We start from the raw sequence: 12,864 nt of genomic DNA on the forward strand, positions 1-12,864 counted from the left end.
GGTAGTCAACAAGTCATTGTTTCGGATAACGAATGAAAATTTCCGTTTTGAATCGGAGGCCTGGACGCGTGGTGCGATCGCGCGCAGTTGCGCCGCATGGCAAGCGGCGTTGTCGGCAAATGGACTGGGCAGGCGCGGCGTCTGTTGCCTGCTGCGCGCGCATCGGTCGGTGCGCTCCGTCGGGGCATGGTGCAGTTTCACCACGCGAAAATTTGAATGTGTTTTAATTACCCGGCATTGACCATCCATTCAGCATCGTACGGCAGCGTACGGTGCGCCTACCATGAACGCAGAATTGGCAGAAAGTTGTCTGGCCGTGCGTCGCATGGCAAACGGCGCGGCACGTCGCACGACGCCGCGCGCGCTGGGTGCGGCGCTGCATGGCGTACTGCTGGCGCTCGCCGTCGGCGGGGCAGTGCGGGCCGTGCCCGCCTGGGCGCAGGATCCGCGGCTGCTCGACGCGCGCGTGACCCAGGAGTCGTTGGCTGAGACGATCTGCCGGCCGGGTTACGCCGATATCGTCGCGCCACCGTTCGACGCAGCGATGGCGTTGAAGGAGCGCCTGCTCGCGTCGCGCGGCATCGACGCCGAAGACGGCGTCACGTATGCGCTCGATCGTCATGTGCCTATCTTGCTGGGCGGCTCGCCCGACGCAGCGGCGAATTTCGACCTGCTGCCGTGGGGCGGCCATGCCGGCGAACGTCGCAAGTCGCTCCTCACCGTCAGGCTGAAGCGCTGCGTATGCGCGGGCCGGATTTCGCTGACGCAGGCCCAGTCCATCATTGCGGGCAACTGGTCGCGCGAGTACGACCAGCTCACGCGGATGCAATGTGGCAGCGATATCGGCGATACCACGTCGGCGAGCCGCGACGAAGGTCCTTGAGGCTGCCCCATTTTTCGACCCTTTCCCGTCGCTGTCCGGGTTAAGGCAGGGCACGGGGTACGCATGCAGGCATGCGTGTTGCGTCCTCGTGTTTTGCAATCGCGCGACGATTCGACAATATGACGCAGTGCACACGCGACAAAATCGGTCTACTCTGACGTATATCAATAAAGAGGAGTGAGCGAAATGCTAGCGTCCGGTCTCTCGATATTCGTCCTGCTTTGCGCAGCCGTGCTTGGCCAGTCGATCTGGATGCGTGCCGCGGCGCGTGCGAGCCTGCAACCCGTGCGCGTTCGTACAGAGCGTTCGCGCCATTACCGGTAGACCGATATGCACCTGACTGTCTGGAATGTCCCCGAAACCTGTAGCGAGCAGGAAGTGCGCGACTTTTTCACGCGCGAACTCGGACACTATGCGAAGGCGGTCACGGTGTATGACGCGGGCACGTCCAACGCGCATGCGGATCTCGAACTCGATTCGGAAGTGCCCTATGTCGGGGAAGCGGTGGCGCGCGAACTGCAAAGCCGCCACCTTGCCGGCGTGGCGCTGCGCGTCAGTGCGCCCCCCTTCGATAGCGAGCCGCCGCAAGAGCAACGTCCCGCCTCGCGCTAAGCGCCCGCCGGGCGTTCAAGCCATCGCTTTTACCGAGCGCGGCATGGGTCGATCGGGCGGTTAAGCCGATCCCCGTGCGCGCAGCTTCATCCTCTCAACGGCGGCACTGCCCACGTCGCCGTCTCCGATTTCCGTCAGAACCCCATCAGCGAACCCACGGTCAGGCCGGTGCCGATCATTGGATGCGCATGAATGCGCGCACCTTGTGGTTTTCGCGTGCGTAGTTATGTCGATGCGGCGGCCTGGCTGCCACGCCGCGGCGCGTGCGCGATGTCTGGTTTAATGGCAGACGATACGCGGGCGCGCGAATTGCGCGGCATCGACTGACGGCGCGCAAGCGCGGCGCCTGTTTTCACACAGAACGCATAATCTGCCGGATTCACGATGATCAAAAATTCTTCGCGCGGCGCTCAGGCGGGCGTGAACGGTGGTGTCCGGGGGGGCACCGCGAAGAACCTCGATTGCGGAGCGCAAAGCGTGGCGCAGCGGACGCGGTTCGCCGGCGTCGTTGCCCTGTGCGCCGCTCTGTGCGCTGCCGGCTGGGGCGCTAGCGCGACGGCGGCGGATGTCGTGACTGCGGCCTCGGCTGCGGGGCAGACAGCTTCCGCGGCGTCGGGTGCGTCGGCTCGGGCGGTGGCGCCGAAACCCGCTTCGTCTGGCGCGACAGCGTCCGCTTCGAGCGCTTCGTCTGCTTCTGGCGCAGCATCGACCAGACCTGCGTCGTCGGCACAATCCGCGCAGTCCGCTTCTTCGGCACCCGCAGCGTCCGCGCCGCTTGCCGCTTCGGGGCCCGCGCCGCTCACGTTGCCCGAGCACCCAAAGCTCACGCCAGAACAGGCCGCCGACGAAACCCGCCGCGCACTCGCGATGCGCGACACCTTCGCCCGCAGCGTCACGCGCCGCCTGCGCGTGCCGATCGCCGACCAGCGCGCCTATGGGCAGCGTCTGCAAACCGCGCTCGATGAAAAGGATCTCGGTGCGCTGGCGGGCGAGTACGTCATCCTCGTGGATCGCAGCGCGAACGTGCAGGCGCTCTTCATCTACTTCCGCGCTGTGCCTGGCCAGACGTGGCAGATGATCGGCGCGTCGCCGGTCGCGACGGGGCGGCCGGGCGAATTCGATCACTTCCTCACGCCGCTCGGCGTGTTCGAGCACACACCGTCGAATATGGACTTCCGCGCGGAAGGCACGATGAACGACAACGGCATCCGCGGCTACGGCAAGCGCGACATGCGCATCTACGATCTGGGCTGGGTCGATGGCGAGCGGGGGTGGGGCAAGGGCGGCTATTCGCAGATGCGCTTCCAGATGCACGCGACCGATCCCGACCGCCTGGAACCGTTGCTCGGCATCCGCCATTCGAAGGGCTGCGTGCGTATCCCGGCGTCGCTGAACGCGTTTATCGACAACAACGGCATCATCGACGCCGAGTATCAGGCGCTCGTCGATTCGGGCAAATCGCTCTGGGTCCTGCACTCGAATCGCGAGATCACGCCGTGGGCGGGACGTTTTATCGTCGTGATCGATTCCGCGCGCAAGACGCGGCCCGCCTGGGCGCCCGCGCCGGGCAGTCAGGCGCGCGCGAAGGTGCCTAAAGGCGGCGACAAGGCCGATTGATAGTCGACTGACGTGCGGCGCGCCGATTCAACCGCGCCGCGCGATCAACACCCCCGCGAGCGCGACGCCGAAGCCTGCGATCTGGATCGGCGTGAGCGTTTCGCGGAACAGTAGCCAGCTTTCCAGCGCCGCGAGCGGCGGTGCGAGGAACAGCAGCGCGGTGGCTTTGGCCGCATCGCCGTGGCGCACCATCCAGACGAGCAGCGTCACGCCTGCGCCCGAGAGCATCGCGATGCCCCACGCAAGCGAGATCCACAGCGTCGTCGAGGCGACCCAGCGATGTTCGCCCAGCGCGAGCGCCAGAAGCGCGGCGACGATGGCGGCGCCGGCGTTCTGCACGGCGCTCGCGCTGCGAATATCGGCCTGCGCGAGCGATGTCTTCTGATAGAGCGTGCCCGCCGTGATGGCGCCGACCGCGAGCACGGCGACGATCACCACGAGCAGCGGGTCGGCGTGTACACCGGATGCACTGGCTGCGGCGGCGCGCAGCTTGGGCATCAGCACGAGCACCACGCCTGCGAGACCAAGCGACATGCCTTGCCAGCGCCGCATCGAAAGCCGTTCGCCGAACAACGGTGCGGCCAGCGCGGCGGTCAGCAGCGGCTGCAACGCGCCGAGCAGCGCCATGACTCCGGCGCTCAGACCCTGCGCCACCGCCCAGTAGCCAGCGCCCAGATACACCCCCTGGAGCAGCGCGCCTGCGAGCAGGTGCTTGCCGATGTCGCGTCCGCGCGGCCACGACGCGCGCATTGCCAGGGCGACGCAAGCGAACAGCGCCGCCGTACCGCTGAAGCGGGCGAGCAGAAACAGATTGGGATCGGCGTAAGGCGCGATGGCGCGGGCGACGACGAAGCCCGTCGACCACAGGGCGACAAAAAGTGGGGGAGCGAGCGAGGCGAACATCGGGCTGGGAGGCGCACGGGTAAGCGAAAGGCCCGGAGTATCGCGCGCGCGGGCCGTGGCGGTCTTGTTCAGGACTGCACTCGGCAACGACGGTGCGCAGGCTGATAGCGATGAATCGCAACTAACAGCCAGATCCACCCACCGTCCACGAGTTCACCCCAATCGACGCGCGAGACGCGGGTTAGCGACGCAGACCGCTTGCGCGCCTCGTCGACGAGCCGAACGAGCGAGGAGTGGCCAGGCGGAGTCGGGAGCCAGACAACTAGGAGCCGAACAGCGTCGCCGCCACGCCGATCAGCGTTCCGCTCACCGCGCACGCGATAAGCAGTGCCCGCGTGCGTCGATGCTCGCGCCGCAGGGCATCGAGCAGTGCGGTCTGGGTCTGCCCATGTACACCGGGCTGACCGTGTGTCGCGCCAGCGTGATGGTGCAAGAAGCGATAGAGGAGTTGCGGCACGCGCGGCGCGATCTGCGCGAGATGCGGCAACTCCTGCGAGAGCCGCTTGATCCAGCCGTGATGGCCGAGGTCGCGCCGCGCGATGTCGCCGAGCGTCGTCCTGGCGATACCCCACGCATCCACGGCGGGATGAATCGTGCGCGCCAGCGCCTCGGCCTGACCGAACGCCCGCTGCGCAGCCGCGAGCCGTGGCGACACCTCACCGCCGAACGGCTGCACGGCATGCAGCAGATGATGGAACAGATCGCCCGCGCTGCGCTCGCCCGCCTCGTCGGCGAAATGGGCTTCGCTGCGGGTACGCAGTTCCGCCTCGATCTGCTCGGGGCGCGCGTGCGAGGGCACGTGTCCTGCCGCGTGATGCATGGCCGCGAGTCGCCCATAGTCCTGGTCGAATAGCGCGGTCGCGCCGTGCACGAAGAATTCGCGCTCCGGCGACGAGAGCGACGTCATCAGCGCGGCGCTGGCGAACACGAGGCGGCCGCGCGTCTGCGGCTCGATGCTCACGGCCACGCGGCGCGCGTCGAAGGCCGCGTGAAAGAAGCCATGCTCGAACGCCTGCTGCGTGACCACCTCGATCAGATGCGCGGCCACGCGCGTCACGTTGACGTGATGCATCGTGAGACCGGCAACATCGGTTGCGGGCAGCGTGGCGATGTGTTCGACGGTGAGGGTGTGCGGCGTGCAGAGATCCCAGATCACGTCGGGCACGAGCACGCGGGTGTCGTTCGCGAGGTGATGGCCGCTCTGGCTCAGGTTGGCCGCCTGCGCCCGCAGGTCGAAGCGGCGTTGCAGATCGTCGCGCAGCGTCTGGGCCAGCGTGCGCAGGCGCAGCTTGCGCGCACCGCCCGACAAGCGCTCGAGCCAGCGCGCGACCGCACAGAGGAGCGCCGCATCGTCATCGACTTCCTGGGCCTGTTTCGCGCGCAATATGCGCACCGTCACCATTTGATGGCCGTTGGCGGGCAGTTGCAGGCGCGCGACGTGCGTCTGCTCGCACCAGCCGTTGTGGCAGGGCTTGGGATCGATCCAGGAAAAGAGCGTTTGGGGCGGCTTGCCGAGCGCGCTCTGCAACGCGGCGTTCAACTCTTCAGGCGTGAGCGGGTCCTCGAAATGCTCGATCGTGTCGATGGCGTCGTGCAGCGTCGAGGCTGCAAGCTCGGGATGGGTGGCGACGGATTGCGCGAAGGCGCTCGCCAGCGGCGCGAGACGCGGCAATGCGCTCGACAGATGCGTGGCGAGGCGTTCGTTTTCACGCATGTTCGCGGCGAGCGAGACGATCCAGTGCAGCTTGTGGTGCTCGGGCGCTGCGCGCCAGATCAGCCGGATGCCATAGCGCAGTGCGCAGAACAAAAGACGCAGTTGGCGAAGTCTTGAACGCATGGATTCGGCGGTTGCAGTGACGACAGAACGGTCGGCTGTCCGTTGCCCCGGACGGTCAACACGAGATTAGCAGGGATGATCGCGCGGCGGCAGGGCGCGCTTCTACGGAGGCCGACACGCGCCGCATGCATGACGCATGCCGCCACGCCGACGCGGCGCGGGAGTGCGCGTAATACAATACGGCGGCCTTTCCGATTTCACGTGCGCCGTGCGCCCCCTCAGATGCTCGCAGAACAACGTCACCAATACATCCTTTCGCAAGTGAACCGGACCGGCGCGCTCTCGGTGGCAGACCTCGTGCGAGAACTGCGTGTCTCGCGCGAAACCATCCGCCGCGATCTCAACACCCTGGCCGGCCGCGGGCTGCTGGTGACGACGCATGGCGGCGCGCTGTCGAGCGACCGGCGCGAGCCCGACCTCGATGTGCGCGACACCGCGAACGCCAGCGCCAAACGCGCGATCGGCGAACGAGCAGCAGAGTTCGTGCCTGACGGCGCGTCGGTCATCATCGACTCGGGCAGCACGACGCACGCACTTGCGCGCGCGCTCACCGATCGTCATCGCCTCACGGTCTATACCAACGACTGGCGTATCGCGCTGTTGCTTGGTCGACGCAACGAGAACCGCGTGACGCTGCTGGGCGGCGAGTTGTCCGATCACGAGGAAGCCACGTTCGGTCTCGACACCGTGCAGCAACTCTCGCAATACCACGCGGATTACGCTTTCGTCGGCGCGGGCGGCATCACCGCCGATGGCTGGCTCACCGACTATTCGCGCATGGTGGCCGAGGTGCGCAGCCATATGCTCACGGCGGCAGCATGCTCGATCGTCGTGGCGGACCATTCGAAATTCGGCCGCATGACGCCCGTGCGCATCAACGGTTTCGAGCGGGCGCGCTACGTCATCACCGAACTCGCGCCCGAAAAGGGCGTCGCGCGCGCGATCGAGTCGCGCGGGCCTGAACTCGTCGTGGCCTGATTCGCTTCCTCTCAGGACGCGGCGCGCTCTCGTGCCGCGTGTCCTCATAGTCCGTTCTTCCTGATCTGATCCGCCGTTCCCTCGTACGCGCAAACGCGCGCCTGCGAGGTTTTTCCACGTCTGGCAATTTGCTTATTTTTGGCGAATTGTGGAATTTTTTGACAAACGCCACAATCGTCACGGCCGTGTCATGAAAACCTGTGATTCTTGCCGGGCCCGTGCAGACGGGGCTGGCGCGCGACACGGGAGGTTCCCCGCGCGCCTCGCGGCTGGGCGGTTTAAGGTTGGCGTCGATGGATTGCAGACAATCTGCAATCCCCGCGCCAGACCGGGGTGCATAGACCCGACCGCGGCGCACGGGCAGAGGCAGGCGGCGCAGTCCGCCGACTTTCGACGATTCACCAAACACGCATCGGGTAACCCCGAGCACATGGTTTTTGCCTTCGGAGAGTGACATGAACCACAGGAATTCCCATCGCGCGGGTTTCGCACGCAAAGCGCTGCCGATGATGGTCGCCGCCACGCTGCTGCAATGCGCCGCGATGAGCGCCCATGCCGCCGACGCGGTCGTGCTGTACACGGCTGACGGCCTCGAAAATCTCTACCGCGACGTGCTGCCGGCCTTCGAAAAGAAGGAAGGCGTGAAGGTCAATATCGTGACGGCCGGCAGTGGCGAAGTTGTGAACCGCGCCAACGTCGAAAAAGATGCGCCGAAGGCCGACGTGATCGTCACGCTGCCGCCGTTCATCCAGCAAGCCCAGCAAGGCGGCTTGCTGCAGCCGTACCAGAGCGTGAACTACAAGAACGTGCCGACGATCGCCAAGGCGTCGGACGGTTCGTGGGCGACGTTCGTGAACAACTACTTCTCGTTCGCGATCAACCCGGAAGTGGTGAAGAATCAGCCGAAGACGTTTGCTGACCTGCTGCACCCGGACTACTCGGGCAAGGTCGCTTACTCGAACCCGGCCACGGCCGGCGACGGCATGGCCGTGATCATCCTCACGACCTCGCTGATGGGCGAAGACAAGGCGTTCGACTACCTCAAGAAGCTCGAGCAAAGCGCCAAGTTCCACACCAAGGGCACGGGCTACCTCGACGTGCTGCTCTCGCGCAATGAAATCTCGGTGGCCAACGGCGACCTGCAGATGGATCTCGACGATGCGGCCAACGGCGGTCTGTCGCTCAAGCCGATCTTCCTCGCAGCCGATGCTGGCGGTCATCCGACCACGTTCCAGCTGCCGTACGCGATCGGTCTGATCAAGAACGGCCCGAACCAGGCCGAAGGCAAGAAGCTGATCGACTACCTGATGTCGACGGACGTGCAGTCGAAGGTGCCGGACATCTTCGGCATTCCGGGTCGCACGGATGTGGCGCTCTCGGGCAAGAACGGCGCGGCGGTCAAGCAGGCGATCGAAGGCGTGAAGCTGATTCCGGTGGACTGGAACCAGGTGATGGCGAAGAAGGCTGACTGGACGACGCGCTGGAAGAACGAAGTGATCGGCACGTCGGGCAAGCAGCTCGAAGTCGTCAAGCCGAAGTAAGTCAGGCACTACCCCGTATCACATGCAGGAGATGAACCCGGTGAATACCGCAAGCCTTGCGTCGGCCGAGATGGCCCGCGCCCTGCCGGACGCGTCCGGCCTGACCGATGCAACCGACGCGCGCGGCGCGGCGGGTGTGCAGATCGATCATCTGAGCGTGCGTTTCGGCACGCGCACGGTGCTCAACGATCTGTCGCTCACGATCCGTCGCGGCGAGTTGTTGACCGTGCTCGGCCGCAGCGGTTGCGGCAAGACCACCTTGCTGCGCTTCATCGCCGGGTTCATCGAAGCCGATGGACTCGCCGGCACGCTGACCGTCGCGGGCCGCGATCTGACGCACGTGCCGCCGCATCAGCGCAATCTGGGTCTGCTGTTCCAGAGCTATGCGCTGTTTCCGCACCTCTCGGTGTTCGAGAATGTCGCGTTCGGCCTCAAGGCGCGCCGCGTGCCGTCGCGCGACATCGCGCGACGCGTGGCCGATGCGCTCAAGCTCGTGCAGCTCGGCGATGCGGGGCACGTGATGCCCGCGCAACTCTCGGGCGGCATGCAGCAACGTGTGGCGCTGGCGCGCGCACTCGTGATCGAGCCGGACGTGCTGCTGCTCGACGAACCGCTTTCGGCGCTCGACGCCAATCTGCGCGCTTCGGTTCGCTCCGAACTCAAGGCGCTGCACGAGCGCCTGCCGAATCTGACGATCGTCTGCGTGACGCACGATCAGGACGACGCGCTGGTGCTTTCCGATCGCACGCTGCTCATGCGCGATGGCCACATCGCGCAACTGGGCACGCCGCAGGAGCTTTACGACACGCCCAATGACGCCTATGTGGCGCGTTATCTGGGCGCGGCGAACCTGCTGCCGCCGGGCGTGGCGTTCCCCGTCGGCGATCCGCGCCACGATGTGCGCGACAAGCTCGCCTGCCTGCGCCCGGAAAGCCTGCGCATTGCGCCGCTCGGCGAAGGCGCGCTGCACGGCACGATCGAGTCGGTCGAATGGTATGGCTCGGTGCTTTCCGTGCCGGTGTTGCTCGACGCGATGCCGAATGAACCGGTGCTCGTCACCATGCAGCGCGGCCACGGCATGACGCCGGCAAAAGGCATGCGTGTGTCCCTGCGTTACGAGGCTGACGATGTCGTCCTTATCAACCCCTGATTTCCCGCTGCCGGGCGCCGACGCCCACGCAGCCGCCGTGCGTCGGCGCGAGCGCCGCGCGCAGTGGCACATCGCCTTCCTGCTCGTGTTCGTGCTTGGACCGCTCGTGGTCTATCCGCTCGTGCGCCTCGTGCTGCTGAGCCTGACCGGCGCGCATGGTCTGAGCTTCGGTGCGTACGCAACCTTCTTCGGCAATCCCGATTCGCGCGGCGTGATCGGCACGACGCTGTGGATTCTTTTCCTGAGCGCGGGCCTCGCCTCGCTGCTAGGCGTGGCGATCGCGGCGATCCTGTTCTTCAAACCGTTTCCGGGCGCGAGCCTCGTGACGCGCTTTCTGGAACTGTTCGTGGCGTTCCCGTCGTTTCTCGTCGCGTTCACGCTGATCTTCCTGTACGGCTCGCAGGGTTCGGTGAGCATCGGGCTGCAACGGCTCTTTCATCTGCAGTCGCCGCCGCTCGATTTCCTGTTCGGTATCGGCGGGGTGGTGCTGGCGGAAGTGGTGTTTTACGCGCCGTTCGTGGTGCGTCCGACGCTGGCCGCATTCTCGTTGCTCGATATGCGCCTGATCGAAGCGGCGCGTAGCCTCGGCGCGAACAACCGCATGGTCGCCGCGCGCGTGATCCTGCCGCTCGCCTGGCCGGGTATCGCCGCAGGCACGATCCTTTGTTTCCTGCTGACGTTCAACGAGTTCGGCATTCTGCTCGTACTCGGCAGCGCGCATCTGGTCACGCTGCCGGTGGCGATCTATAGCTCGGCAACCGTCGATCTCGATCTGCCGACCGCCGCCGCGGGCGCAGTCGTGATGCTCGCGATGTCGCTCTCTTTGTATGCGCTGTATCGGCGCGTGAATCGCCGCAGTCATGGAGGCGCGCGCAATGGCAAGTAACTCTTCGATCAATCCCGTGGGCGCAGCCGCGGACCCGGTCACGCTGCCGCCCCGACATCTGCGGGCGCGGCCCGTCGAACGCGGCGTGCTCGCGCGTATCGGTAGCGGTGTGCTGCTCGCGCTGGCCGCGCTGCTGTGCTTCTGGTTGTTCGTGCTGCCGGTGATCGTGGTCGCGCTGTCGAGCGTGGCTTCGCACTGGTCCGGCACGATCCTGCCCGACGGCTTCAGTATGCGCTGGTTCGAGCGCCTTGGTTCGAGCGACTTCGACGCGCTCGTCACGAGTCTCGAAATCGGTTTCGGCGTGGCGGTGCTCGGCACGGCGCTGGGCCTGTGGCTCGCACTCGCGCTCGAAGGGCGCGATCGCAAGGGCCTGGGCGTGGTGGTCGATACGCTCGCGATGGTGCCCAATGGCGTGCCGAGCGTGGTGCTGGGCCTCGCGGTGCTGATCGCCTATCACAAGGCGCCCGTGGATCTGTCGAGCTCGGCGGCGATCGTCGTGTTCGTGCAGCTTGCGCTGGTGTTGCCGTTTTGCTATCGCTGCGCGTCGGCGGCATTGCGTCCCGAACTCACGATCCTGCGCGAAGCGGCGGCCAGCCTCGGTGCGCCGCCCGCGATGGTGCTGCGCCGCGTGGTGCTGCCGCAACTGGTGCCGGCGATTCGCGCGAGTCTCGCGCTGGGCTTCGCGCTCTCGCTCGGCGAACTCGGCGCGACGCTTACGGTGTATCCGCCGGGCTTTGCGACGGTGCCGATCGTCGTGGTTGGCGCGGTCGAGCGTGGTTACTATCTGCCGGCATCGGCGCTCTCGCTGATCCTGCTGGTCGTTTCGCTGGTGGCGTTGCTGTTGATTGCGGCGCGTGCCCCCCGCAAGCGTGCGGACTGAAACGATGATGGACTCGATGTCTATCGACGTGCCGCATCGAGGTATTGAGGGCGTGGCGCATGCTGGAGGAGAGGCCAGTTCCGCTGCGGCGCCGACGCCGCTCGCGATGGTGCGCCAGCATTCGCTGACCGACCTCGTGCGCGAGGAGATCGAGCGCTGCATCGCGCTCGGTCAACTGGCCCCTGGTGCGAAGCTCGTCGAGGTCGAATGGGCCGCACGCCTGCAGGTGTCGCGCGGGCCGGTGCGCGAAGCGCTGCGTGCGCTGGAGCAGGCCGGGCTCGTACGCAACGAGAAGCATCGCGGTGTTTTCGTGCGCCGTGTTTCGGACGTTGAAGCTGGCGAACTGGCGATGGTTTGCGCGGTACTTGAAGAAGCTGCGTGCCGCTTGCTGGCATCGCGCATCGACGCAGCGCAGGTGGCCGCATTGCGCGAGCGGCTCGACGGCATGCGCGAGGCGCTCGACGACGACGGTGAATTCGCGCGTGCGTGCGAAGCGTTTCGCGATGCGCTGGTGGCGGCGGCGGGCAATGGCAAGTTGCACGAGACGTATCGGCGCGCGGTGAGAGAAGCGCGCCTGGCGCAGCGCGCGCAGATCGACGAGGCGCAACGGCAGGTGTCTTATGCACGGCATCGGGCGATATTGAACGCGCTCGCCTCGCGCGACGCCGACGAGGCGGCAGCTCTCATGCGCTGAGGGGTGAGCAGAACGACGGCGGCGAACGCTAAGGCCGCCCCGTCGAGTTCGACGAAAGGGAGTAGAAAAGCATGGCACTGAGTCTGGATGATATTCGCGGCCTGTTCGAGCAGCACGGTGGGCAGGCGTATAGCGGCGAGCCGGTAACGCAACTCGAACACGCGCTGCAAAGCGGCGCGCTGGCGGAAGAGGGTGGGGCAAGCGAGGAACTCGTGGCGGCGGCTTTCCTGCACGATCTCGGGCATCTGCTGAATCAGCTGGGCGAATCGCCGACCGAGCGCGGTATCGACGACCTCCACCAATACTATGCGTTGCCCTTCCTGCGCCCGATCCTGCCGGAAAGCGTGCTGGAGCCGATTCGCCTGCATGTCGATGCGAAGCGCTATCTGTGCGCGACCGACGATGCGTATTTCAGCTGCTTGTCGGCTGACTCGGTGCGCAGCCTGCAACTGCAAGGCGGCATTTTCGATGAGGAGGGCGCGCGTGCTTTCGCGGCACGCCCTTATGCCGAAGATGCGGTGCGGCTGCGTCGATGGGACGACCTCGCAAAGGTCGCGGGCAAAGAGACGCCCGGCATTGATCACTATCTGCAGATCGTCGATCGCGTGATGCAACGTCACGCGTAAGGCGTTCTCGCGTCGATTTTCAAGAGGTTCGAAAAACCGCTTGCCAGATGACAAGCCCGTGACTAGAATTCCGCTCCTTCGCATTCTCGACATGAGGATGCGGGGAGGCGGGAAGTCCGATTAAGGGCTTTGAAGTCTTTCGAGCGCGTTTGAGTAGTTTTCAATCACGCCAGCAAGTTTGAAGTGAAGTAAAAAAACTTGTTGACGATTCGCTCGATAGTCTTCATAATCTCGTTTCTCTGCTGCTGATGCAGCAA

The 12,864-nt window shown here is 65.7% G+C and carries 12 protein-coding genes; 10 read left to right on the forward strand and 2 right to left on the reverse strand.

All coding sequences use genetic code 11. The annotated features are described in order from the left end of the window. The first annotated feature begins 283 nt into the window (after positions 1–283). The 3 genes from U5782_RS39810 (at position 284) to U5782_RS39820 (ending at position 3,112) form a co-directional block, all read left to right on the forward strand. Complete coding sequence (locus U5782_RS39810) at positions 284–883, forward strand: hypothetical protein (protein ID WP_322049351.1); 600 nt, start codon at positions 284–286, stop codon at positions 881–883. A 330-nt stretch (positions 884–1,213) separates the two neighbouring features. Beyond that, the gene (locus U5782_RS39815; protein ID WP_322049352.1) at positions 1,214–1,495 is read left to right on the forward strand and encodes an RNA-binding protein; all 282 of its coding nucleotides are present in this window, start codon (positions 1,214–1,216) and stop codon (positions 1,493–1,495) included. Between the two features lie 477 nt (positions 1,496–1,972). Further along, positions 1,973–3,112 carry a L,D-transpeptidase gene (locus U5782_RS39820; RefSeq protein WP_415914497.1) on the forward strand — a complete coding sequence of 380 codons (1,140 nt, stop codon included), beginning with the start codon at positions 1,973–1,975 and terminating at the stop codon, positions 3,110–3,112. Between the two features lie 27 nt (positions 3,113–3,139). Here U5782_RS39820 and U5782_RS39825 read toward each other — a convergent pair whose 3' ends face one another. After that, positions 3,140–4,015: a DMT family transporter gene (locus U5782_RS39825; RefSeq protein WP_322049360.1), complete on the reverse strand. Its 876-nt coding sequence runs from the start codon at positions 4,013–4,015 to the stop codon at positions 3,140–3,142. A gap of 262 nt (positions 4,016–4,277) precedes the next feature. Next, the gene (locus tag U5782_RS39830) at positions 4,278–5,852 is read right to left on the reverse strand and encodes an ABC1 kinase family protein (protein WP_322049353.1); all 1,575 of its coding nucleotides are present in this window, start codon (positions 5,850–5,852) and stop codon (positions 4,278–4,280) included. 222 nt (positions 5,853–6,074) lie between these two features. On the opposite strand from U5782_RS39830, the gene U5782_RS39835 reads away from it, so the two are divergent. From U5782_RS39835 to U5782_RS39865, 7 genes are all read left to right on the forward strand, one after another. Beyond that, entirely contained in the window at positions 6,075–6,830 is a 756-nt protein-coding gene (locus tag U5782_RS39835) for a DeoR/GlpR family DNA-binding transcription regulator (protein ID WP_322049354.1), read from the forward strand. A 455-nt stretch (positions 6,831–7,285) separates the two neighbouring features. After that, positions 7,286–8,371 (forward strand): 2-aminoethylphosphonate ABC transporter substrate-binding protein, encoded by a 1,086-nt coding sequence (gene phnS, locus U5782_RS39840; RefSeq protein ID WP_322049355.1) that lies wholly within the window; start codon positions 7,286–7,288, stop codon positions 8,369–8,371. 40 nt (positions 8,372–8,411) lie between these two features. Further along, the gene (gene phnT, locus U5782_RS39845) at positions 8,412–9,521 is read left to right on the forward strand and encodes a 2-aminoethylphosphonate ABC transport system ATP-binding subunit PhnT (RefSeq protein WP_415914494.1); all 1,110 of its coding nucleotides are present in this window, start codon (positions 8,412–8,414) and stop codon (positions 9,519–9,521) included. After that, the gene (locus U5782_RS39850; RefSeq protein ID WP_322049356.1) at positions 9,499–10,407 is read left to right on the forward strand and encodes a 2-aminoethylphosphonate ABC transporter permease subunit; all 909 of its coding nucleotides are present in this window, start codon (positions 9,499–9,501) and stop codon (positions 10,405–10,407) included. Before phnT ends, U5782_RS39850 begins: the two co-directional genes overlap by 23 nt. Beyond that, on the forward strand, positions 10,397–11,287 hold the full coding sequence (phnV, locus tag U5782_RS39855) for a 2-aminoethylphosphonate ABC transport system, membrane component PhnV (RefSeq protein ID WP_322049357.1): 891 nt from the start codon (positions 10,397–10,399) through the stop codon (positions 11,285–11,287). The genes U5782_RS39850 and phnV overlap by 11 nt, the downstream gene beginning before the upstream one ends. Before the next feature lie 106 nt (positions 11,288–11,393). Further along, positions 11,394–11,981, forward strand: a complete 588-nt coding sequence (locus U5782_RS39860; protein WP_322049362.1) for a GntR family transcriptional regulator — start codon at positions 11,394–11,396, stop codon at positions 11,979–11,981. Between the two features lie 71 nt (positions 11,982–12,052). After that, a complete protein-coding gene (locus tag U5782_RS39865; RefSeq protein WP_322049358.1) occupies positions 12,053–12,607 on the forward strand; it encodes a phosphonate degradation HD-domain oxygenase in 555 nt (184 codons plus the stop codon). Positions 12,608–12,864 lie beyond the last annotated feature (257 nt).

Origin of the sequence: Paraburkholderia sp. J67 (assembly GCF_905220265.1) — a bacterium.
Taxonomy (GTDB): domain Bacteria; phylum Pseudomonadota; class Gammaproteobacteria; order Burkholderiales; family Burkholderiaceae; genus Paraburkholderia.